Consider the following 22,013-nt stretch of genomic DNA (forward strand, 5'->3'; position numbering starts at 1 on the left):
GCAAGCGATGAGCCAGGCCATGAAGGACTTTCTACGCGACCGCAATATTCACGAAGTGGAGTGCGTGATCGCCGACATGACCGGTATCGCCCGTGGCAAGATACTGCCCAAGGATCTCTTCCTCAGCGAGGGTGAGATGCGCTTGCCCAAGAGCGTTCTGCTCAACACCGTCAACGGCGAGCAGCCCAACAATCTCCCCTACACCGGCGCCACCGATCCGGACATGATCTGCGTGCCGGACCTGGCCACGCTGCGGCAGGTGCCGTGGGCGGCGGAGAACGTCGCGCTGGTGATTCACGACTGCCAGAATTTCGATGGCTCGCCGGTCGGCCTGTCGCCGCGCGCCGTGCTGCGCAAAGTGCTCAAGCTATATGCGGAGCGCGGCTGGCAGCCGGTGGTGGCGCCGGAGATGGAGTTCTATCTGGTCGCCCGAAGCAGCAATCCGCACGAGCCGCTGACGCCCCCGTTGGGCCGCAGCGGCAAGACGGAATCTGGCCGTCAATCGTATTCCATCGACGCCGTGAACGACTTCGATCCTTTCTTCCTGGAGCTTTCCACCTTCTGCAAGCAGCACGACCTGGGCGTGGAGACGCTGATACACGAAGCGGGGGCGGGCCAGATGGAGATCAATTTCACGCACGGCGAGGCGCTGGAGCTGGCCGACCGCGTCTTCCTCTTCAAGCGCGCAGTGCGGGAGACGGCGCTGCGGCACGGGATCTTCGCTACCTTCATGGCCAAGCCGATGGAGACGGAGCCCGGCAGCGCGATGCACATCCACCAGAGCGTGCTCGATACCGCGACCGGCGCGAACATCTTCAGTCGCGCCGACGGAGAGGCTAGCGCCTTGTTCTTCAACTATATCGCGGGACTGGAGCAATACGCGGCGGCGGCTACGCTGCTGTTTGCGCCGCACGTGAATTCGTATCGCCGCCTGTCGCGCTTCATGTCGGCGCCGACCAATGTGCACTGGGGTTACGACAACCGCACCTGCGGCATCCGAATTCCCAATTCCGCGCCGCTGAACCGGCGCGTGGAGAACCGTGTGCCGGGCGTGGACGTCAATCCCTACCTGGCGATGGCGGCCACGCTGGCCTGCGGCTATCTCGGCATGACTCAAGGCTTGACGCCATCGCCACCGACGGCCGACAGCGCCGAGCATGTGCACGACCAGCTGCCGCGCAATCTGGAGGACGCCATTCTGCGCCTGCGCGAATGCCAGCCACTGAGCGAGATTCTGGGCGAGTTGTTCGTACAGGCCTTCTGCGAAGTGAAGGAACTGGAGTTTGCCACCTACAGCCGCGTGATCAGCTCTTGGGAGCGCGAGCACTTGATGCTGCTGGTGTAACCATGGCCGGCACCCGCGACGGATTGAACTGGCCGCGTGCGCAGGCGCTGGCCGCCGCTGAACGCGCCAACTACATCGCGCGCAATCCCGAATCGGCGCGGCTGGCGGGGCAGGCCGCGGAGCATCTGCTGTTCGGCGTGCCGATGCACTGGATGAACGACTGGTCCACGCCGTTCGCGTTGACGGTACGCGAAGCATCGGGTGCCCGCTTCCGCGACGCGGACGGCCACGAATACATCGACTTCTGCCTCGGCGACACCGGCGCCATGTTCGGCCACGCGCCACCGCCGGTGGCGCAGGCCATCGCGCGCCAGGCTGCGCGCGGCTACACCGCCATGCTGCCTTCGGAAGACGCCGCGCCGGTGGCGGCGGAGCTGGCGCGGCGTTTCGGCCTGCCGTACTGGCAGTTCGCCTTGTCCGCATCGGACGCCAACCGTTTCGTGCTGCGCTGGCTCCGCGCTGCGACGGGCCGCAGCAAGGTGCTGGTCTTCAACGGCTGCTATCACGGCACAGTGGACGATGTGTTTGTCGATCTGGTGGACGGCGTGCCGACGCAGCGCGACAGCCTGCTTGGTCAGGTTCACAAACTGACGGATCACACGGTGGTTGTTGAGTTCAACGACCTGCCGGCGTTGGAAGCGGCGTTGAAGCAGGGCGACATCGCCTGCGTGCTGGCCGAGCCGGTGATGACCAACATCGGCATGGTGCTGCCGCGACCGGGCTATTGGGAGGCCGCGCAGCAGCTCATCAAGCGCCACGGCAGCCTGCTGGTGATCGACGAGACGCACACCATCAGCAGCGGCCCCGGAGGTTACGCGCAAGCGCATGGCATGCAGCCGGATGCGCTGGTAATTGGGAAGCCTATCGGCGGCGGCATTCCTTGTGCGGTCTATGGATTTACGGAGGAACTGGCGCGGCGCGTGGAGAAGGCCAAGCATGATGCGCCACCAGGTCATTCAGGCATCGGCACCACGCTGAGCGCCAACATGTTCGCGATGGCCGCGATTCGCGCCAATCTGGAGCAGGTGATGACGGAGCAGGCCTACCAGCACATGTTCGCGCTGGCGGCCCAATTGGCGGAAGGCTTGCGTTCCGTGATCGCGCGCTACAAGCTGCCGTGGTGCGTCACCCAAATCGGCGCCCGCACCGAGTTCCAGTTCACGCCGACACCACCGCAAAACGGCACGCAAGCGCAATCGATACTGGACAGCGACCTTGAACAGATCATCCACCTTTACCTGCTCAACCGAGGCCTGCTGATCACGCCGTTCCACAACATGCTGCTGGTATGCCCGGATACCAGCGACAACGACATCAAGCAGCTATTGGCCGCGTTTGAAAACTGCGTCAGACAGTTCGTTTAGAAGCAGTGCTCCAGCGCCGGGAAGCTGCCGTCCTTGACGGCGGTGACGTAGGCGGTGACGGCGGCGTCGATGCTGGTCTGGCCTTCCATGAAGTTCTTCACGAAGCGCGCTTTGCGGCCTGGGAAGACGCCCAGCAGATCGTGCATCACCAGCACCTGGCCCGAGCAGTCCGGACCCGCGCCGATGCCGATCGTCGGTATCGCCAGCAGGTCGGTCACTTCCTTGCCCAGCTGCGTAGGAATCGCTTCAAGCACCAGCAGCGAGGCGCCGGCTGCTTGCAGTTTCAGCGCGTCCGCTTTCAGCAGGTCGGCGCTTTCGATGGTCTTGCCTTGCACCTTGTAGCCCCCCAGCTGGTGCACCGATTGCGGCGTCAGGCCGAGGTGGGCGCAGACCGGCACCGAGCGCTCGGTCAGGAAGCGTACCGTGTCGGCCAGCCATGCGCCGCCTTCCAGCTTGACCATGTGCGCGCCCGCCTGGATCAGCTGCACGGCGTTGTTGAACGCGCTCTCCGGCGTGGCGTAGGCGCCGAACGGCAAGTCGGCGACGATCATCGCCGATTTGCTGCCGCGCGCGACGGCGGCGGTGTGGTAGGCCACTTCGGCCACCGTCACCGGCAGCGTGGACTGGTGGCCGTTGCAGACCATGCCCAGCGAATCGCCGATCAGCAGGATCTCGACACCGCAGCGGTCCATCAGCGACGCGAAGCTGGCGTCGTAGCAGGTCAGCATGGTGATCTTTTCACCGGCCGCGCGCAGGTTCGCCAGCGTGGGTATGGTGACTGCCTTGTTGGCGACCGCTTTGGCCGGTGCAGGTGCGGTGGTGGCGGCAGGCTTTTGGCTCGCGGCCATTTCGTTTCCTTGCAAATAACCAGACATGGAAAATCCTTTAAAGATGTGATGACACGGCGATAGTGTAGTCCTGAATGCTATCGCGTGCAGGGGAGTCAAATAATGGGGCTGATGCCTTGATCGGCTACCGAGGCGGCATAGTCCTGCGCTGCGCCGCGACCGGGAATGTGGATGGCCGGCGCCAGTTCCAGCAGCGGCACCAGCACGAAGGCGCGCTCGGTCATGCGCGGATGCGGCACCGTCAGCGTGGCGCTGGCGATCTGCCGGTCGCCGTACAGCAGCAGGTCCAGGTCCAGCGTGCGCGGGGCGTTGCGGTAGGGCCGTTCACGGCCGTGCGCCTGTTCGATGCCGTGCAGCGCTTGCAGCAGCGCTTCGGCGTCCAGCGTGGTGGCGATGCGGGCCACGGCGTTGATGTAGTCGTCGCCGCTCGAATCGATGGGCGCGGTGCGGTACAGGCCCGACGCCGCCATCAGCGTGCAGCCGGGCAGGCGTTGCAGGCGCTCCAGCGCGTCGGCCACGTTGCCGCGCGCGTCGCCCAGGTTGGCGCCGATGCCGATGTAGGCGATGGTGAAGGCGAAGCCGTCTTCACCTGGTGTGCCGATGATGCTCATGATGCGTCAGGGCGCAGCTTATTCCGCGCCGCCGTCGCCGCCGGAATTGCCACCAGCGTTGCCGCCTTCAGCACCGCCCTTGCTGCGGCCACCGCGACGCGGTGCGCGTTTGCGCTTGGCGCCGCCGGAACCGGCCGGCTGATTGGCCGATGCGATCAGGTCTTCGCGGGTGGCTTCGTCGCCTTCATAGAATGCGGTCCACCATTCGCCCAACTCGGCGTCGATCTCGCCCGAGGCGCAGCGCAGCAGCAGGAAGTCGTAGCCGGCGCGGAAGCGCAGGTGCTCCAGCAGCTTGTGCGGCGACTTGCCGGTGCGGCGCTCGAAGCGCGGCTGCATCGACCAGATGTCGCGCATGTCGGAGCCGATCTTGCGCTGCAAGGCTAGCTTCTCGGTCTGCGAATCGAGCACGTCGTCGGCCGCCAGGTGCAGCGCGGGGATGGTCTGCTCGCCCGAGGCGCGGTAGGCGGTCCACTTTTCCAGCACCTGGTGCCACAGCAGCGACGCAAACAGGAAGCCCGGCGAAACCGTCTTGCCGGCGTGGATGCGGGCGTCGGTCGAGTCCAGCGCCAGCGTCACGAACTTGGCGCCCAGCGGCTGTTCCAGCACCACGTCCAGCAGCGGCAGCAGGCCGTGATGCAGGCCTTCCTTGCGCAGCTGCTGCAGGCAGGCCAGCGCCTGGCCGCTCATCAGAAGCTTGAGCATTTCGTCGAACACGCGTGCGGCGGGCACGTTGTCGATCAATGACGCCATCACGGCGATCGGCGCGCCGGTGTTCGGTTCGATGGTGAATTTGAGCTTGGCGGCGAACCGCACCACGCGCAGCATGCGCACCGGGTCTTCGCGGTAGCGCGCTTCCGGCTGGCCGATGATGCGCAGCGTCTTGGCGCGGATGTCTTCGATGCCGCCGTGGTAGTCCAGCACCTGCTGGTTGGCCGGGTTGTAGTACATGGCGTTGATGGTGAAGTCGCGGCGCACCGCGTCCTCCGCCTGCGAGCCGAAGGTGTTGTCGCGCAGGACGCGGCCATGTTCATCCTTCGGCGCGTTGTCCAGCGTGGTGCCACGGAAGGTGGTCACTTCCAGCAGATCCTGGCCGAACATCACGTGCACGATCTGGAATCGTTTGCCGATGATGAAGGCGCGGCGGAACAGGCGCTTGACCTGCTCCGGCGTGGCGTTGGTGGCGATGTCGAAGTCTTTCGGCTTCACGCCCAGCAGCAGGTCGCGCACGGCGCCGCCGACGACAAAGGCTTCGTAGCCGGCTTCCTGCAGGGTGCTGGTGACGCGCACCGCGTTCGACGACAGCAGGCGCGGGTCGATGCCGTGGGCGTCGGGGCCGAGTACCACCGGCGTGCTGGTGTCGCGCGCCTTGCTTTTGGTGCCGAGGATTTTGCGGATCAGTTTCTTAATCATTGAATAGGTCAATTAATGGCCAGCCTTGGGCTGTGGCGTGCGTTTTCAGTGCGGCGTTGGGGTTGGTCGCCACCGGATGGCTGACGATGGACATCAGCGGCAGGTCGTTGTGCGAGTCGCTGTAGAAGTGGACGGTGTCGAAGTCTTCCAGCGTCTTGTCCATCTTCGCCAGCCAGGCCTTGGTGTGGGTGATCTTGCCCGCGCCCTGAGTCGGCGTGCCGACCAGTTTTCCGGTCAGCTTGCCGTCGGCGTCCACTTCCGGCATGGCCGCGATCAGGTGCTCCACGCCCAGCGCCTTGGCGATCGGCGCGGTGACGAAGTGGTTGGTGGCGGTGACGATGGCCACCAGGTCGCCGGCGTCGATGTGCTTTTGCAGCAGCGCGCGGGCGGCCGGGCGGATCGCCGGCTGCACCACTTCGGCCATGTACTGCTGCTGCATGGCTTTCAGGCGGTCCTGCGGGAACGAGGCCAGGGTGCCGAGCGAGAACTCCAGGTATTCCACCGGGTCCAGCGTGCCGGCCTGGTACTGGGCGAAGAACTCGTCGTTGCGGCGGGCGAATTCGGCGGCGTCCACGGCGCCGATGCGCACCAGGAACTGCCCCCACTCGTAGTCGGAGTCGATCGGCAGCAGCGTGTGGTCGAGGTCAAATAAGGCTAAGTTCATGCAGGATTCGTCATTCTTTAGCTTCCGCCTGCAACCACTCGCGCAGCAGCGGCAAGGTGATCGGGCGTTGGGTTTCGAGGGAATATTGGTCCAGCGAGTCCAGCATGGTCGACAGCGACCGCATGTCGCGCTGAAAATGGGACAGCAAGTAGGGTATCACGCCGGGCGACAGCGTCAAGCCGCGTGCGGTGGCGGCGGCGCTCAGCGCGGCCACCTTTTCGTCGTCGGTCAGGCCGTGGATCTGGTAGATCAGGCCCCAGCCCATGCGGGTGCGCAGGTCTTCGCGCACCGGCAGCACGGCCGGCGCGACGGCGCCGCTGCACACCATGAAGGCGTTGTTGGCGCGGATTTCATTGAACAGCGCGAAGGCGTCGATCTGCGCCAGCGGCGACAGCTTTTCGCAGTCGTCGAGCAGGTACAGGTCCACCTCCGGCGAGTAGACGAATTCGGACTCGATGGAAAACGGCGAGATATAGCGCGCGCGCAGCTGCTCGGCCTCGCTGCCGGCGCTGGCCAGGGCCTTGAGCAGATGGGTCTTGCCGACGCCGCCCGCGCCCCACAGGTAGGCGAAGTGCTCGCGCGACGTGCGGTCGGCGAACTGCGCCATCAGCGCTGCCGCTTCGGCATTCTGTCCCACCTCGAACGATGCGAGGCTGTGCGCCTGGTCTGCGCCTAAATCGAGCACCAGTTGTTTCATGGCGTTCGCCTGATTATGATCTTTTGCATAACGTTTTTCTGTTCCACGTCACGCATTATAGAAGCTGCTGCTCAGGTAGTGGCGGCGCAGATGCTTAAATGCCACCATCAGCACGGCCGAAGCGGGCAATGCCAGCAGCACGCCGACAAAGCCGAACAGCTGGCCGAAGGCCAACAAGGCGAAGATCACGGCCAGCGGATTGAGGCCGATGCGCTCGCCCACCAGGCGCGGCGTGAGGAAAAAGCCCTCGATCACCTGGCCGGCGCCGTAGATCACGGCCACCGCCACCACGCCGCTCCAGTCGGAGAATTGCAGCACCGCCGAAATCAGCGCCAGCACCAGGCCCAGGCCGAAGCCCAGGTAGGGGATGAACACCAGCAGGCCGGTGATGATACCGACCGGCAGCGCGACGTCGAAGCCGGCGATGGCCAGCGCCACCGAGTAGTACACGGCCAGCACGAACATCACCAGCAACTGGCCGCGCAGGTACTGGGCCAGCAGGGTGTCGACCTCGTTGGCCATGTCCATGGTGGCGCCTATCCAGCGGCGCGGCACGCAGCCGGCGATACGCGCCAGCATCGGGTGCCAGTCCAGCAGCAGGTAGAACAGCACCACCGGGATCAGCACCAGCGTGGCGATCCAGCCCAGCACCGCGGTGCCGCCGACGCGCGCGGAATTGAGTACGGCGCTCCAGATTTCATCGCCACTGGTGGCCATCTGCTGCGACACCAGCTTCTTGATGCCGTCGCTGTCGAGGCGCACCTTGACGCCCATTTCCTGCAGCTTGGGGCCCAGCAGGTCGTTGGCCTTGGCCAGGAAGGCGGGGATCTGCGCCTGCAGCATCGGGATCTCTTTTTGCAGCACCGGCACCACGATCAGCACCAGCGCGGCGATGGCGGCGAAGAACAGCACCACCACCACCAGCACGGCCAGCGGGCGCGGCACGCGCACTTTCAGGCGGCCGACGCGCAGATGGTCGAGGAAATCGACGCCAGGGTTCAGCGCGTAGGCGAGGATGGCGGCGGCCAGGAAGGGCGTCAGCACCGGTCCCAGCGTGACCAACAAGAGGAAGAATGCTGCCCAAACCGCTACCCAAAATGCCGTTTGCTTTTGCTCTACCGAGAGGGGAAATGGCATGGAGTGTGATTTAGATGGTTAAAAACGGCTGTTGGACGGGGCATTTTGATAAAATAGCGGATTGACCGGGTTGTTGTGCTGCTTTTTCTGCATTTTCGTGGCTTTTTGCTACGAAACAGGTCTCCGCCTTCTATTTTACCGCCTCCGCTGCGAAATACACCATGAGCCAAACTTCTAATGTTTCCCTGTCCTACCGTGACGCCGGCGTCGATATCGACGCAGGTGACGCTTTAGTCGAAGCGATCAAGCCTTTTGCCAAGCGCACCATGCGCGAAGGCGTGATGGGCGGCTTGGGCGGTTTCGGCGCCATGTTCGAGATCAGCAAGAAGTACAAGGAGCCCGTCCTGGTCTCCGGTACCGACGGCGTGGGTACCAAGCTGAAACTGGCATTCGAGCTGAACCGCCATGACACGGTCGGCATCGACCTGGTCGCGATGAGTGTCAACGACATCCTGGTGCAGGGCGCCGAGCCGCTGTTCTTCCTCGACTACTTCGCCTGCGGCAAGCTGGACGTGGCCACCGCGACCGACGTCATCAAGGGCATCGCCCAGGGTTGCGAACAAGCCGGTTGCGCGCTGATCGGCGGCGAAACGGCGGAAATGCCGTCCATGTACCCGGCCGGTGAATACGACCTGGCCGGTTTCGCGGTCGGCGCCGTGGAAAAATCGAAAATCATCGACGGCACCAAGATCGTGCCGGGCGACGTGATCCTGGGCCTGGCGTCGTCGGGCGTGCATTCCAACGGTTACTCGCTGGTGCGCAAGATCATCGAAGTGGCCAAGCCGGACCTGGAAGGCGACTTCCACGGCCGCAAGCTGTCGGACGTGCTGATGCAGCCGACCCGCATCTACGTCAAGCCATTGCTGGCGCTGATGGCTTCGATGGAAGTCAAAGGCATGGTGCACATCACCGGCGGCGGCCTGGTCGAGAACATTCCGCGCGTACTGCAGCCTGGCCTGGTGGCCGAGCTGGACGGCAAATCGTGGACCATGCCTCCGCTGTTCACCTGGCTGCAACAGCACGGCGGCGTGGCCGACGCTGAAATGCACCGCGTGTTCAACTGCGGCATCGGCATGACCGTCATCGTATCGAAAGAAAACGCGGCAGCCGCCATCGCCCAGCTGGAAGCAGCCGGCGAGACCGTCTACACCATCGGCGCGATCCGCGCCCGCGTGGGTGACGAGCACCAGACCATCGTCGTTTAAACGATAAGCACTTTCCAAAAAGCGGACCACGCCCCGGCGTCGTCCGCTTTTTTTATGCCTGGACCCTGAACAATGACATCAAGCCTGAAAAAACTGGCCGGCCTGTTGCTGCTGGCCGCGAGCTGCTGCGCCACGGCGGCGCCGCTGACTATCCTGGTATCGATCGACGGCATGCGTCCCGATTACCTGGAGCGCGGCGTCACGCCCAATCTGAACCGGCTGGCGGCCAAAGGCGCGCGGGCGGTGGCGATGCGGCCGTCGTTTCCGTCGCTGACCTTCCCCAACCACTACACGCTGGTGACGGGGCTGCGGCCCGACCATCACGGCGTGGTGGGCAACAATATGGACGACGCGACGATCCCCAGCGTGCGCTTCAGCCTGGACAACGAGGCCGCCGTCACCGACCGCCGCTGGTGGGACCAGGCCGAGCCGGTATGGGTGACGGCCGAGCTGCACCGCATCCGCGCCGGCACGCTATTCTGGCCGGGGTCCGAGGCGGCCATCCATGGCGTGCGGCCGACCATGGCGCCGCCGTTCGACGGCAAGCATCCGGCCGTGGTGCGGGTCGACCGGTTGCTGTCGTGGCTGGGGAGCGCGAAGGGGGAGCCGCTCGGCTTCGCCACGCTGTACCTGGATGACGTCGACCACGCGGGCCACACCTTCGGCCCGGATGCCGGCCAGACCACGCGGGCGGTGGCGCGGGTGGACGAGGCGATAGGCCGCCTGCTGGACGGACTGGCCAAGCGTCATCTGGACGCCAACATCGTCATCGTTTCCGATCACGGCATGGCGCCGACCAGCGCCGATCGCGTGGTGCGCATGGACCGGCTGCTGCCGGAGGGCAGCTACAGCAAGGTGGCCAGCGGATCGTATGCGGGGCTGGAGCCGGTGGCGGGACACGAAGATGAGCTGGCGGCCGCGCTGCTCAAGCCGCACGAGCATATGCAGTGCTGGCGCAAGGGCGAGATCCCGGCGCGGCTGGCGTACGGTAGCAATGCGCGTGTGCCGGCTTTCATCTGCCTGGCCGAAACCGGCTGGCTGCTGGCGTTCAACGACAAGACGATGGTGAGGGGTGGTGCGCACGGCTACGACAACGCCGCGCCGGAGATGAACGCCATCTTCATCGCCGCCGGCCCTGCCATCAAGCCGGGTGTGGTGCTGCCGGTGTTCGACAATGTCGACGTCTACCCGTTGCTGATGCGGCTGCTGGAGTTAAAGCCGCTGCCATCCGACGGCAACATCACGCCGCTGCTGCCGGCACTCGCGCCATAGTGTAAGCTTTAGCCACACACTGAATGCAGGAGTGGCAATGGGTGCGAATATTTCTGAACTGGAGATCGTGTCCGCATTGCGCCTGCGCTTGCCCGGGCTGCTGGCCGTCTACCTGTTCGGCAGTCGAGCAACGGGGCAGGCGGGCGGTGACAGCGACCTTGATCTTGCAGTGCTGGTTGAGGGCAAGCTGGAGCCGTTGGCGACATGGGAGCTGGCGCAATCGCTGGCCGGGTTGGTCGGCTGCGACGTCGATTTGATCGACCTCCGTGCCGCATCGACGGTCTTGCAGTACCAGGTGATTACCACCGGCACCCGTCTGTGGAACAAGGACGTGCAGGCCTCTTTGTACGAATGTGCGATCCTGAGCCAGAAGACGGATCTGGATACGGCCCGCGCGGGCCTGCTGGAAGACATTGAACGTGAGGGGCGCGTGTATGGCCGATGACGTCATCCTTAACAAGGCGGCCACGATAGAGCGCTGCGTGGCCCTTGCTCGCGAGGAGTATCTCAAAAATCCTGCCACGTTCGGTGCGGATCATACGCGGCAGGACGCCGCGATTTTGAATATTCAGCGAGCGTGCGAAGCCGCGCTGGATATGGGCCAGCATCTGATACGCCGCGAGCGGCTGGGCGTTCCACAAAGCGCTCGGGATGTGTTTAGTTTGTTGGCGCAAGCCGCATGGATAGACTCAGCGCTCGCGGATGTCATGAAGCGCATGGTCGGCTTTCGCAATATCGCCGTGCACAATTATCAGGCGCTACAGCTTCCGATCACGGTCGCCATCATTGAGACGCATCTGGATGACTTTCTCGACTTTAGCCGGAAGATTATTCTGCACGACGTTTAGGCGAACGGCCTTGCATCGATTGGAGTCGAACATGATGACTATGCCCCCGGAGAATATCTTTTTCTGTCTTATGTTGAACCCTACAAAATTACTCAGCAAGAGTTGGTAGACTACTTGGGGTTGCCATTGACGCTAGTGAGCGAATTAGTCCGTAAATGGACAGGTCTTTTTTCGAATGTTTTCGAAGTGATGAACTTTGCAAAAGACGCTGTACTGAATCGCCCCTCGATGGCAGCTTTGATTTCGACAAGGATTCGCTAGATTTTCTTGTCCAAGGCTCTCATAAAATTGGCGTTCAGCATTCAGTATTGCTACCTCCGGCGGCGGAGGTTCAGGGGCGCCTGAATAGGGAAGAAAGGCGTCAAATCGCCAATAGTAGATGAACGACTCCAGCTCAGTAGAGGCATTCTGTTTCTGCCCTAGTTGCTTGGCGCATAGGAGGCAGTCTTTAATGGCTTCCGTATCCAGACCTTCTACCAGATAGCCAGCCAGTCGAGCTTTCGAGGGGATGTCGCCGTCGGAATCAAGGTCGGCCCCCGAGACTAAAAAACATTCTGTGTCTAAAGATGGATTTGTCCGTTCTCGGAAGTAAATCCAGCCTTCGCACAACTCACCAGCTTCAAGCTTGAAGAAAACATCACGTAGACGTAGCAGCATAAAAATCTCTTTCGCAGAAGTGGCTTAGCCACTGCCAGGACGGACAGGTAGCAAGCTACTGGCCGGGCAACAAATCATTTCCCTGGCTCCTTCATCTGTCCGTTGACGAAAATTTCCTGGCTATTTTTTTGTTTAGATTCTGGCTTTGCGACGGCCCGCCGCGGTGGGACCTATTCGTCATAGATGCCTATTTTTTGAGAATTTTCTCCACCGGCGACGGCCGCAGGCGGAAGGCGTCGGGCATGCCGGAGCCCAGCAGCGGCCGCAGGTACAGGCGGAAGGCGTCGGTCACGTCGGTGCCGCTGGCGCTGATGAACTCGTCCTCCATCACGCGCGTCTTGCCGGCCACATCGGACAAGGCCATCAATTCATAGTCGACCGAGTAGAAACCGGTGCGCTTGATCGCCACCGAGCCGTCGCGCCCGCCCCACATGGCGAACTGCACCGCCTTCTCGCCGACTTCCCGCGCCTCGCGCTGGTCCACGTCCGACACGCAGCCGATGAACGAGCGTTGCAGATAGCCGAAGGTGTCGCCGCGCACGCGCTTGATGCCCAGCTTGGCCTTGATCTCGTCGCACAGCAAATCGGCCAGCGCGCCCGTGCCCGACAGCTGCACATTGCCGTGCGCGTCGCGCTCCACTTCCTTGGCCAGCAGGCTGGCGATCGGCTCGCCCGACGCATCGTGGATGCCTTCGGACACGGCGATCACGCAGCGGCCATAGCGCGCATAGGTGGCTTTGACATCGGCCAGGAACTGCTCCAGCGAGAACACCCGCTCCGGCAGGTAGATCAGGTGCGGGCCGTCGTCCGGGAACTTCTTGCCCAGCGCGGCGGCGGCGGTCAGGAAGCCGGCGTGGCGGCCCATCACCACGCCCACATACACGCCCGGCAACGAGGCGTTGTCCAGGTTGGCGCCGGCGAACGCCTGCGCGACAAAGCGCGCGGCCGACGGGAAGCCCGGCGTGTGGTCGCTGCCGACCAGGTCGTTGTCTATGGTCTTGGGAATGTGGATGCAGCGCAGCGGATAGCCGGCCTGCTGCGCCTGCTCGCTGACGATGCGCACCGTGTCCGATGAATCGTTGCCGCCGATGTAGTAGAACTGCTCGATCTCATGCGCGCGCAGCACCTTGAAGATTTCCTCGCAATACGGCAGGTCCGGCTTGTCGCGCGTGGAGCCCAGCGCCGACGACGGCGTGGCCGCCACCAGCTCCAGGTTGTGGCTGGTTTCGCGGGTCAGGTCGACCAGGTCTTCGTTGATGATGCCGCGCACGCCGTGCAGCGCGCCGTAGACGCGGCTGACGTCGCGGAAGCGGCGCGCCTCCAGCACCAGGCCCGCCAGCGACTGGTTGATGACGGCGGTCGGACCGCCTCCCTGTGCGACCAGAATTTTTCCCGACGACATGCGCGCTCCTCCGTGTAGTTTGAACCGGCTTGCTGCAACGAGACTATAGCGCGACTTTCACCGCGCACCGATATTCTTGTCGAGGAATTTCTCGACCCGGTTCCAGAAGTCGTAGCGGGTCTTGGGCAGCGCCCAGCCGTGGCCCTCGTCCGGATACTCTATCCATTCGACGTTGGGATTGGTCTGCTTGACGGCCTTGTAGAACTTGGTGCCATGCGGCAGCGGCACGCGCATGTCGGCGCCGCCGTAGGCCAGCAGCAGCGGCTGCTTGATGCGCGCCGCCTGCAGCAGCGGCGACGTGGCCTTCAGCTGCTCCGCGTCCTTGACCGGATCGCCGACCATCTCCACCATGCCGTACTGGCGCCAGCCGTCCGACATGTCCGATATATAGGCCCAGTGGCCGTCGTGCAGCAGGTTGATGTCGGTCACGCCCAGCCAGTCGATGCCGCACTGGTACAGGCCGGGATCGTTGATCAGGCCCATCAGCGTGGCATAGCCGCCGTAGCTGGCGCCGGCGATGCAGATGCGCTTGGGATCGGCCGTGCCCTGCTCGATGGCCCAGCGCGTGCCGTCGGCGATATCGTCCTGCATCTTCAAGCCCCATTGCTTCCAGCCGGCCAGGTAGTGGCGCGCGCCGAAGCCCTTGCTGCCGCGGTATTCCGGCTCCAGCACGGCGTAGCCGCGCGAGGCCAGGAACTGCGCCTCCGGCTCCCACGCCAGGTTGCCGCCGCGGACGTAAGGGCCGCCGTGCACCAGCACCACCATCGGCAGGTTCTTGCCGCCGCCTTGTGGTACGGTCAGCCAGGCCGGGATCTCCAGGCCGTCGCGCGCCTTGTAGCGCACCATGGTCCTGTGCGCCATCTGCGTCGGGTTGATGGTCGGGTGGCTGGCGCCGACCGCGCTCAGCTGCATGGTGTCGCGGTTGTACAGGAAGGTGCGCGACGGCCACACGTCGCTGAAGGACGTGACCAGCACCCATGGCGCTTCCGGCCGCGTCGGCGGCGTCAGCAGGTTGATGGTGTTGGGCAGCATGCCGTCTATCTTGTCCTGCATCGCCTTCATCGCCGCGTCGAACCACACGGTGCCGGCGGCGTCGGTCATGTAGCGCACGCCGAGGATTTTGTGCTGGTCCATGATCAGGTGGCCGTCGAAATCGTAGCCGTCCAGCGTCACCACCGGATCGTCGGAAATCTTGTTGGTGGCGAAATCGTAGCTGTGCACCGAGGCGATGTTGCTCTTGCGGTTGATGACGACGTACAGCGTGCCGTTCGGCCCGAACGCCAGCGGCGTGAAGGCGCCCTTGCCGCCGGTGTAGCTGTCGAACGCGGTCAGCCGGCGCCATTCATTGTTGGCCGGATCGCGGTAGTAGATTTCGCTGGTGCGGTCTTTCGAGGTCATCGTCAGGCGCGGCTCGCCCTTGTTATCCAGCAGCCAGCCCATGCTCGCGCCGGGACGGGCGATGGTGGTCGCCACGCGGCCGGTCACGGTGTTGATGCGCTGCAGGTCGATGTAGTCCACCTGGCCGGGGCCGCTGATGCTGCTGTTGAGCACATACATGGATTCGGAATCCTGCGCTCCGTCCTGGTCCAGCATATACGTGTGCCAGGGCAGCAGATCGCGCGTCTGTATGCCGCTGAAGCCGCTGGTGATGAAGGGCGTGCCGTTGCGCATCGCCAGCTGGCGGAAGCCGGTGCCGTCGCGGTTGATCGCGTACAGGCCGGGCGCGTAGCGCTGGTCGCCCTGGGCCAGCGTGCGGTCGGCGGCGGTGAAGGCCAGGCGCTGGTCGCTGATCCACTGGAACCTGCCGATGTCGGCATCGCTGAAATTGCCCACCACTTTGACCGTGTTCGGGCCCAGCTCGACCACGGCGAGGCGGTCGCGCTTGTCCTTGGCGCCGACTTTCACGGCCAGGTATTTGCCGCTGGGCGACAGCAATGCCCCGCTGAATTCGGGGTTGCTGAAGAAGTCTTCGACCGACGGCCGGGCCGGCGGCGCGTCGGCCGCCTGGGCGGTGGAGAAAGCCTGGCCGAGGGCGCAGGCCAGTAGCAGGATGGTGCGGAGTGTCATAGGTGGATTCGGAGTGGCGTATCACCGGACAATAGCATCAAGTTGTTAAATCCGCCACACTCGCCGTGTATCTTAAAGTTCCGGCGCGCGGATGTAGTCGACCATCGCGCTGGTCTGCTGGTCCGGCGCCGGCGTGAGCAGGCTGACCGCGATCATCGTCAGCAGCCCGGCCGGTACGCCGAAGATGCCGGCCGACATGGGCGCGATGTGCAGCCACTGGCCGGCCGCGCTGCCGCCCAGGATGGGATTGGTGTGCAGCATGTAGTACAGGCAGACGGTGAAGCCGGCCGTCATGCCGGCCAGCGCGCCCTGGTAATTGGCGCGCTTCCAGAATACGCCCAGCACCAGCGCCGGGAACAGCGTCGAGGCGGCCAGCGAGAAGGCCGCGCCCACCAGCGACAGGATGTCGCCCGGCTTTTGCGAGGCCGCATAGGCGGCGATGAAGGCCACGCCCAGCAGCAGCAGCTTGGAGATCGTCACCCGCTTCTGGGTCGAGGCGGCGCGGTCGACGATCTTGTAGTAGACGTCGTGCGACAGCGCGTTGGAGATCGCCAGCAGCAAGCCGTCGGCGGTCGACAGCGCGGCGGCCAGGCCGCCCGCCGCCACCAGGCCGGACACCACGTAGGGCAGGCCGGCGATCTCCGGCGTGGCCAGCACCAGCACGTCGGCGTCGATGGTGATCTCGGCCAGCTGCACCACGCCGTCGTGGTTGATGTCGCTGATGCTGAACAGCGGATTGAGCTTGTCCACATTGGCCCAGTACGACACCCAGTTGGGCAGGTGGGCATAGTCGCTGCCGACCAGCGCGCTGTAGATGTCGTACTTGACCAGCACCGCCAGCGCCGGGATGGTCAGGTAGATCAGCAGGATGAAGAACAGCGTCCAGAACACCGACACGCGGGTCTCGTGCACCGACGGCGTGGTGTAGGAGCGCATCAGGATGTGCGGCAGCGCGGCCGTGCCCATCATCAGGCAGAACACCAGCGCCAGGAAGTTGTTGCGCTTGATGTCCGAAGTTTCCTTGTCGCCGGGATAGGGCGTGGCGTGCGGCGTGATCGGTTCGGCGCGTGCCAGGTTTTGCGTGCGCGCCTCGGCCCAGCTGCGCGCCGCCTCGTCGGCGTTTTTCGGATAGGCGATCAGCGCCCGCTCGGCGTTGCGGATGTCGAGCAGCGAAGCGTTGCGCAGCTTGACGCTGTCGAGCTTGCGCTGCACTTCGATGCGGCCCGCTTCCCACGAGGCCGGCAGCTTGCGGATGCGGGCTTCGTAGTCGTCGGCGCGCTGGCGGAAGATGGCGCGCACCTCGGCTTCACGCGGATCGTTTTGCAGCACCTGCTCGCGCGCGCTGAGCTTGGGCAGCAGCTTGCCGTAGGCGACTTGCGGAATGGGGTTGTCGCTGTGCTTGCCGGACAGCCAGACCGCCGGCATCAGGAAGGCCACCAGGATGATGATGTATTGCGCCACCTGGGTCCAGGTGATGGCGCGCATGCCGCCGAGGAAGGAGCACACCAGAATACTGGCCAGGCCGAGGAAGATGCCGACCGAGAAATCGACGCCGGTGAAGCGCGAAGCGATCAGCCCGACCGCGTAGATCTGCGCCACCACGTAGGTGAAGGAGACGATGATGGTGGCGGCCACCGCCAGGATGCGTACGGCGCGGCCGCCGCGGTTGTCGCCGTGGCCGCCGCCGTAGCGGGCGGCCAGGAAGTCGGGGATGGTGTACTGGCTGAACTTGCGCAGATACGGCGCGATCAGCAGCGCCACCAGGCAGTAGCCGCCGGTCCAGCCCATGATGTAGGCCAGGCCGTCGAAGCCGTGCAGATACAGGCCGCCGGCCAGGCTGATGAAGCTGGCGGCGGAAATCCAGTCGGCGGCGGTGGCCATGCCGTTGAACATGGCCGGCACCCGGCGGCCGGCGACATAGTATTCGAGCACATTGGAGGTGCGGCCCAGCACGCCGATCGACGCGTACAGCACGATGGTGGCGAACATGAACAGGTAGCCGATCCAGACGCGCGACATGCCTTCCTGCTCCAGCACGGCGAGCGCGACCAGGAAGCAGGCGAAGCCGGCCGTGAACAGCAGGTAGTAGCTGCTCAGGCGGCGGAAGAAGCTGCGCTGGGTGCTCATGCGCGCCGCTCCGGTAAATCCGGCGCGGCGGCGCGGTCGAGCCGCCGCATGCGCCACGCGTAGATGGCCAGGATGGCGAGGTAGACCAGCGACGCGCCCTGCGCCGCCAGGTAGAACGACAGCGGCCAGCCGAACACGCTCAGCCCGGTCAGCTCGCGCGCGAAGAAGGCGGCGCAAAAGCCGGTGGCCAGCCAGAGCAGCAGCAGGATGGCGGTCAGGCGGCGCGTCTTTTGCCAGTGCCGGGCGCGGGTGAGCGGAGGGTTAGCCATAGTAGGGCGCTTCGCTTTCTTCTTCCGGTGCTTGCGGCGGCAGCGGGAAGCTGAGCCGGAACAGCGCGCCCGGCAGCTTGGCCAGCTGCGCGCGCGGGTTGTTGTAGATGTCGACTTCGGCGCCGTGTTGCTGGGCGATCTCGCGCACGATGGCAAGGCCCAGGCCGCTGCCCTCGGCGCTGTTGCCGAGGATGCGGTAGAAGCGTTCGAACACCCGCGTGCGCTCGGCCGGCGCGATGCCCGGCCCGGTGTCCTCGACTTCCAGCAGGCTGTGCTCGTCACCGGCGCGCACCCGCACGGTGACGCTGCCGCCGGCCGGCGTGTAGCGCAGCGCATTGTCGATCAGGTTGGACAGCAGCTCGCGCAACATGGTCGGATTGCCGACGATCTGCACCGGCGCGGCCGGCGCTTCGTAGCCGAGGTCGATGCGCTGGGCGAACGAGGCCGGCACCCAGTCCTGCACTGCGCTGCGCGCCAGCTCCGACAGTTCCAGCGGCAGCATGGCGGTGCCGGCCTGCGGCTGGTTCTCGGCGCGGGCCAGGGCCAGCAGTTGATTGACCAGGCGCGTGGCTGCCTCCGAACTCTTGGCCAACTGCTCCAGCGAGCGGTGGATTTCGCCGCTGTCGGTCTGGCGCAGCGCCAGTTCGGACTGCATGCGCATGCCCGCCAGCGGCGTGCGCATCTGGTGCGCGGCGTCGGCGATGAAGCGCTTCTGCATCTCGATCGACAAGGACAGCCGCGCCAGCATGTCGTTGAGCGAATTGACCAGCGGCGAGATTTCCTCAGGCACCTGGTTGGAGGCGATCGGGCTCAGGTCGTCCGAGCTGCGCGCACGTATCCGTTCCTGCAATTGCGCCAGCGGCGACAGGCCGCGCGCCAGCGCAAACCACACCAGGGCCAGCACGATGGGCAGGATGATGAACTGCGGCAGGATCACGCCCTTGATGATGGCGTTGGCCAGCTGGCCGCGCTTTTCCAGCGTCTCGGCCACCTGCACCAGCGCCAGCTGCGGCTCGTCGCCGCCGGCGCGCTCCAGCCGCACGTAGGCGTAGGCCACGCGCACCGGCGTGCCGTGCATGGTGTCGTTGCGGAAGCGCACGCTGGCGCGCGGCTTGTCGTCCTCGTCGATGACCGGCGGCGGCAGGTCGCGGTCGCCGTCCACATGTTCGCCGCGCGGACCCTGGATCTGGAAGTAGACGCTGTCGACATCATCGGCGCGCAGGATGTCGCGGGCCGGGCCGGACAGGCCCTTGATGACCTTGCCGTCCACCGCGTGCACCTGCTGCGCCAGCACGGTGACGCTGTCTTCCAGCGCGTGGTCGAAGGGCTGGTTGGCGATGGACTTGGCGACCAGGTAGGTGATGGCGATGCTCATCGGCCACAGCAACAGCAGCGGTGCCAGCATCCAGTCGAGGATCTCGCCGAACAGCGAGTGCTGGATATCGTCGTCGGCCTCGGCCGCGGGCGGCTGGTAGTCCAGCTCCAGTTCTGACGGCGGTTGCGGTGCGGCCGGCGGTATCACTTGGCGGCGTCCGAGTATTTCTCCAGGCAGTAGCCCAGTCCGCGCACGGTGGCGATGCGGATGCCGCCGACCTCGATCTTCTTGCGCAGCCGGTGCACATAGACTTCGATCGCGTTGTTGCTCACTTCCTCGCCCCATTCGCACAGGTGGTCGACCAGCTGCTCCTTGGACACCAGGCGGCCGGTGCGGGCCAGCAGGATTTCCAGCAAGCCCAGCTCGCGCGCCGACAGGTCCAGCATCTGCTCGTTGATGTAGGCGCTGCGGCCGACCTGGTCGTAGCTGAGCGGGCCGTGCTTGACCACGGTGGCGCCGCCGCCGGCGCCGCGCCGGGTCAGCGCCCGCACCCGGGCTTCCAGTTCGGACAGCGCGAAGGGTTTGGCCATGTAATCGTCGGCGCCCAGGTCGAGGCCGTTGACGCGCTGCTCGATCGAATCGGCCGCCGTCAGTATCAGCACCGGCAGCAGCGAGGCGCGGGCGCGCAGCCGGCGCAGCACTTCCAGGCCGGACAGCTTGGGCAGGCCCAGGTCGAGGATCAGCAGGTCGAATTCCTGGGTCGAGAGGGCGGTATCGGCTTCCTGGCCGTTGCTGACGCAATCGATGGCATAACCGGACTGGCGCAGCGAGCGGGTCAGGCCGTCGGCCAGTACGCTGTCATCCTCGGCAAGTAAAATACGCATGTAAGACACTCCGGCTGCAGAAGCTTGTATTGTGTTTCATTTCCCTCAAGGTGGCGAGTTTTTGTGCTGTCTCAAAAATTGTTTAAAAATCGTGCTTGCATTAAGCACTGTTTTTTTATACAGTGCTGCCTGTACCGACGAATTTGCACCCACCTACTGGTTGAAAGAACATTATGGACGATAAAAAAGCTGTTGTACCTGCATCTGAAAAGGCTAAGGCGCTGGCTGCCGCGCTGGCACAGATTGAAAAGCAATTCGGCAAAGGCTCCGTAATGCGCATGGACGCCAACACGCCGATCGAGGACGTACAGGTCGTGTCGACCGGTTCGCTGGGTCTGGATATCGCCCTGGGCGTCGGCGGCCTGCCGCGCGGCCGCGTGGTGGAAATCTACGGTCCGGAATCGTCGGGTAAAACCACGCTGACCCTGCAAACCATCGCGGAAATGCAAAAACTGGGCGGCACCTGCGCCTTTATCGACGCCGAACACGCGCTGGACGTCGGCTACGCACAGAAACTGGGCGTCAACCTGCACGAACTGCTGATCTCGCAGCCGGACACCGGCGAACAGGCCCTGGAAATCTGCGACGCGCTGGTGCGCTCCGGTTCGGTGGACATGGTCGTGGTCGACTCCGTCGCCGCGCTGACCCCACGCGCCGAGATCGAAGGCGACATGGGCGATTCGCTGCCGGGCCTGCAAGCCCGTCTGATGTCCCAGGCGCTGCGCAAGCTGACCGGTTCGATCAACCGCACCAACACCCTGGTCATTTTCATCAACCAGATCCGTATGAAGATCGGCGTCATGTTCGGCAGCCCGGAAACCACCACCGGCGGTAACGCGCTGAAGTTCTACGCCTCCGTTCGCCTGGACATCCGCCGCACCGGCTCGATCAAATCGGGCGACGAGGTGATCGGTAACGAAACCAAGGTCAAGGTCGTCAAGAACAAGATCGCGCCGCCGTTCAAGGAAGCGCACTTCGACATCCTGTACGGCGCCGGCACCTCGCGCGAAGGCGAGATCCTGGACCTGGGCGTGGAAGCGAAGATTGTCGAGAAGTCCGGTTCCTGGTACAGCTACAACGGCGAGCGCGTCGGCCAGGGCAAGGACAACGCCCGTATCTTCCTGCAAGAGCGTCCTGAGCTGGCATGGGAAATCGAAAACAAGGTCCGCGAATCGCTGGGCGTGCGCGCACTGCCACCGCTGGCCGCCGACAAGGGCGACACCGTCGTCAAGCTGAAATCCGTCGACAAGGCGGACAAGGGCGACAAGGCCGACGCCGCGTAATCAGCGCGTCCGCTTTATCCCGAACCACCGCCTTGCCTGTGCAAGCGGTGGTTTTCTCATTGTGCAGAGGGTTTTTATGGCAGCACCGCAACTCAGCCTGAAGGGCCGCGCCCTGCGCTACCTGTCGATGCGCGAACACAGCCGCATGGAGCTGGCCCGCAAGCTGGCGCGCTACGCGGAAGAGGGCGACGACGTCGAAGCTCTGCTCGACCTGCTGGAAAAGAACAACTGGCTGTCGCAGGAACGCTTTTCGGAAGCACTGATCCACCGCCGTTCGGCCCGCTTCGGCAACAGCCGCATCGTCGCCGAGCTGCAAAGCCACGGCATCAAGGGCGAGGAATTGCAGGAATTGAAGGCCGGCCTGGCCGAAGGCGAAACCGAGCGCTGCGTCGAAGTCTGGAACCGCAAGTTCGGCACCGTGGCCGCCGATCCACAGGAACGCAACAAGCAGATGCGCTTCCTGCTGCAACGGGGATTTTCCCAGCGCGCCGTGCAGACCGCGCTCAAGGGCGCCCCGGAAGACGACTAGAACATTGCCGCGCCGCACCATGCAATGTTTCCATGACTGAAATAAGACTGGTGAATTTCTTGCCAAAAAGCTCTCGAAA

General features: G+C 64.4%; 21 protein-coding genes. 8 read left to right on the forward strand and 13 right to left on the reverse strand.

Features of this window, described 5'->3' with window-relative positions; all coding sequences use genetic code 11:
• Positions 1 to 7: 7 nt before the first annotated feature.
• Entirely contained in the window at positions 8 to 1,345 is a 1,338-nt protein-coding gene (locus GEV01_RS26540) for a glutamine synthetase family protein (protein ID WP_152808751.1), read from the forward strand.
• A 2-nt stretch (positions 1,346 to 1,347) separates the two neighbouring features.
• On the forward strand, positions 1,348 to 2,709 hold the full coding sequence (locus GEV01_RS26545) for an aspartate aminotransferase family protein (RefSeq protein WP_152808753.1): 1,362 nt from the start codon (positions 1,348 to 1,350) through the stop codon (positions 2,707 to 2,709).
• Here GEV01_RS26545 and panB read toward each other — a convergent pair.
• The 6 genes from panB to GEV01_RS26575 form a co-directional block, all read right to left on the reverse strand.
• Positions 2,706 to 3,557 (reverse strand): 3-methyl-2-oxobutanoate hydroxymethyltransferase, encoded by an 852-nt coding sequence (gene panB, locus GEV01_RS26550; protein WP_152808755.1) that lies wholly within the window; start codon positions 3,555 to 3,557, stop codon positions 2,706 to 2,708. The two genes, GEV01_RS26545 and panB, sit on opposite strands and share 4 nt — an antisense overlap.
• A 95-nt stretch (positions 3,558 to 3,652) precedes the next feature.
• Complete coding sequence (gene folK / locus GEV01_RS26555) at positions 3,653 to 4,168, reverse strand: 2-amino-4-hydroxy-6-hydroxymethyldihydropteridine diphosphokinase (RefSeq protein ID WP_152808757.1); 516 nt, start codon at positions 4,166 to 4,168, stop codon at positions 3,653 to 3,655.
• Between the two features lie 18 nt (positions 4,169 to 4,186).
• Positions 4,187 to 5,578 (reverse strand): polynucleotide adenylyltransferase PcnB, encoded by a 1,392-nt coding sequence (pcnB, locus tag GEV01_RS26560; RefSeq protein ID WP_152808759.1) that lies wholly within the window; start codon positions 5,576 to 5,578, stop codon positions 4,187 to 4,189.
• Complete coding sequence (locus GEV01_RS26565) at positions 5,571 to 6,242, reverse strand: histidinol-phosphatase (protein WP_070270993.1); 672 nt, start codon at positions 6,240 to 6,242, stop codon at positions 5,571 to 5,573. The genes pcnB and GEV01_RS26565 overlap by 8 nt, the downstream gene beginning before the upstream one ends.
• A gap of 10 nt (positions 6,243 to 6,252) precedes the next feature.
• Positions 6,253 to 6,939: a DnaA regulatory inactivator Hda gene (gene hda, locus GEV01_RS26570; RefSeq protein ID WP_152808761.1), complete on the reverse strand. Its 687-nt coding sequence runs from the start codon at positions 6,937 to 6,939 to the stop codon at positions 6,253 to 6,255.
• 48 nt (positions 6,940 to 6,987) lie between these two features.
• Positions 6,988 to 8,076 carry an AI-2E family transporter gene (locus GEV01_RS26575; protein WP_152808763.1) on the reverse strand — a complete coding sequence of 363 codons (1,089 nt, stop codon included), beginning with the start codon at positions 8,074 to 8,076 and terminating at the stop codon, positions 6,988 to 6,990.
• 161 nt (positions 8,077 to 8,237) lie between these two features.
• Here GEV01_RS26575 and purM point away from each other — a divergent pair, with 161 nt between their 5' ends.
• The 4 genes from purM to hepT all read left to right on the forward strand — a co-directional run bounded on the left by purM (position 8,238) and on the right by hepT (position 11,401).
• Positions 8,238 to 9,281, forward strand: coding sequence for a phosphoribosylformylglycinamidine cyclo-ligase (gene purM / locus GEV01_RS26580; protein ID WP_008452567.1), 1,044 nt, complete (start codon positions 8,238 to 8,240; stop codon positions 9,279 to 9,281).
• Positions 9,282 to 9,353: 72 nt separating this feature from the next.
• Positions 9,354 to 10,553: an alkaline phosphatase family protein gene (locus tag GEV01_RS26585; protein WP_152808765.1), complete on the forward strand. Its 1,200-nt coding sequence runs from the start codon at positions 9,354 to 9,356 to the stop codon at positions 10,551 to 10,553.
• Positions 10,554 to 10,590: 37 nt separating this feature from the next.
• Positions 10,591 to 10,998, forward strand: a complete 408-nt coding sequence (gene mntA, locus GEV01_RS26590) for a type VII toxin-antitoxin system MntA family adenylyltransferase antitoxin (protein WP_152808767.1) — start codon at positions 10,591 to 10,593, stop codon at positions 10,996 to 10,998.
• Complete coding sequence (gene hepT, locus GEV01_RS26595) at positions 10,988 to 11,401, forward strand: type VII toxin-antitoxin system HepT family RNase toxin (protein WP_152808769.1); 414 nt, start codon at positions 10,988 to 10,990, stop codon at positions 11,399 to 11,401. The genes mntA and hepT overlap by 11 nt, the downstream gene beginning before the upstream one ends.
• A gap of 144 nt (positions 11,402 to 11,545) precedes the next feature.
• On the opposite strand, the gene GEV01_RS26600 is transcribed toward hepT, so the two are convergent.
• From GEV01_RS26600 to GEV01_RS26630, 7 genes are all read right to left on the reverse strand, one after another.
• Positions 11,546 to 12,058, reverse strand: a complete 513-nt coding sequence (locus GEV01_RS26600) for a DUF7716 domain-containing protein (RefSeq protein ID WP_152808771.1) — start codon at positions 12,056 to 12,058, stop codon at positions 11,546 to 11,548.
• Between the two features lie 187 nt (positions 12,059 to 12,245).
• Positions 12,246 to 13,460, reverse strand: coding sequence for a 6-phosphofructokinase (locus tag GEV01_RS26605; protein WP_152808773.1), 1,215 nt, complete (start codon positions 13,458 to 13,460; stop codon positions 12,246 to 12,248).
• 57 nt (positions 13,461 to 13,517) lie between these two features.
• Complete coding sequence (locus GEV01_RS26610) at positions 13,518 to 15,527, reverse strand: alpha/beta hydrolase family protein (protein WP_152808775.1); 2,010 nt, start codon at positions 15,525 to 15,527, stop codon at positions 13,518 to 13,520.
• A 72-nt stretch (positions 15,528 to 15,599) separates the two neighbouring features.
• The gene (locus GEV01_RS26615; RefSeq protein ID WP_152808777.1) at positions 15,600 to 17,654 is read right to left on the reverse strand and encodes a sodium:solute symporter family protein; all 2,055 of its coding nucleotides are present in this window, start codon (positions 17,652 to 17,654) and stop codon (positions 15,600 to 15,602) included.
• Complete coding sequence (locus GEV01_RS26620) at positions 17,651 to 17,923, reverse strand: DUF4212 domain-containing protein (protein WP_152808779.1); 273 nt, start codon at positions 17,921 to 17,923, stop codon at positions 17,651 to 17,653. Before GEV01_RS26620 ends, GEV01_RS26615 begins: the two co-directional genes overlap by 4 nt.
• On the reverse strand, positions 17,916 to 19,445 hold the full coding sequence (locus GEV01_RS26625; protein ID WP_328595630.1) for a sensor histidine kinase: 1,530 nt from the start codon (positions 19,443 to 19,445) through the stop codon (positions 17,916 to 17,918). The genes GEV01_RS26620 and GEV01_RS26625 overlap by 8 nt, the downstream gene beginning before the upstream one ends.
• Entirely contained in the window at positions 19,442 to 20,122 is a 681-nt protein-coding gene (locus GEV01_RS26630; RefSeq protein ID WP_008452542.1) for a response regulator, read from the reverse strand. Before GEV01_RS26630 ends, GEV01_RS26625 begins: the two co-directional genes overlap by 4 nt.
• Before the next feature lie 173 nt (positions 20,123 to 20,295).
• Here GEV01_RS26630 and recA point away from each other — a divergent pair, with 173 nt between their 5' ends.
• Together recA and recX are read left to right on the forward strand one after the other, a co-directional pair.
• A complete protein-coding gene (gene recA, locus GEV01_RS26635; protein ID WP_008452540.1) occupies positions 20,296 to 21,405 on the forward strand; it encodes a recombinase RecA in 1,110 nt (369 codons plus the stop codon).
• 76 nt (positions 21,406 to 21,481) lie between these two features.
• Positions 21,482 to 21,934, forward strand: coding sequence for a recombination regulator RecX (gene recX / locus GEV01_RS26640; protein ID WP_152808781.1), 453 nt, complete (start codon positions 21,482 to 21,484; stop codon positions 21,932 to 21,934).
• The last annotated feature ends 79 nt before the right edge of the window (positions 21,935 to 22,013 follow it).

This window comes from Rugamonas rivuli, from assembly GCF_009380165.1.
GTDB classification, from domain to species: Bacteria; Pseudomonadota; Gammaproteobacteria; order Burkholderiales; family Burkholderiaceae_D; genus Rugamonas; species Rugamonas rivuli.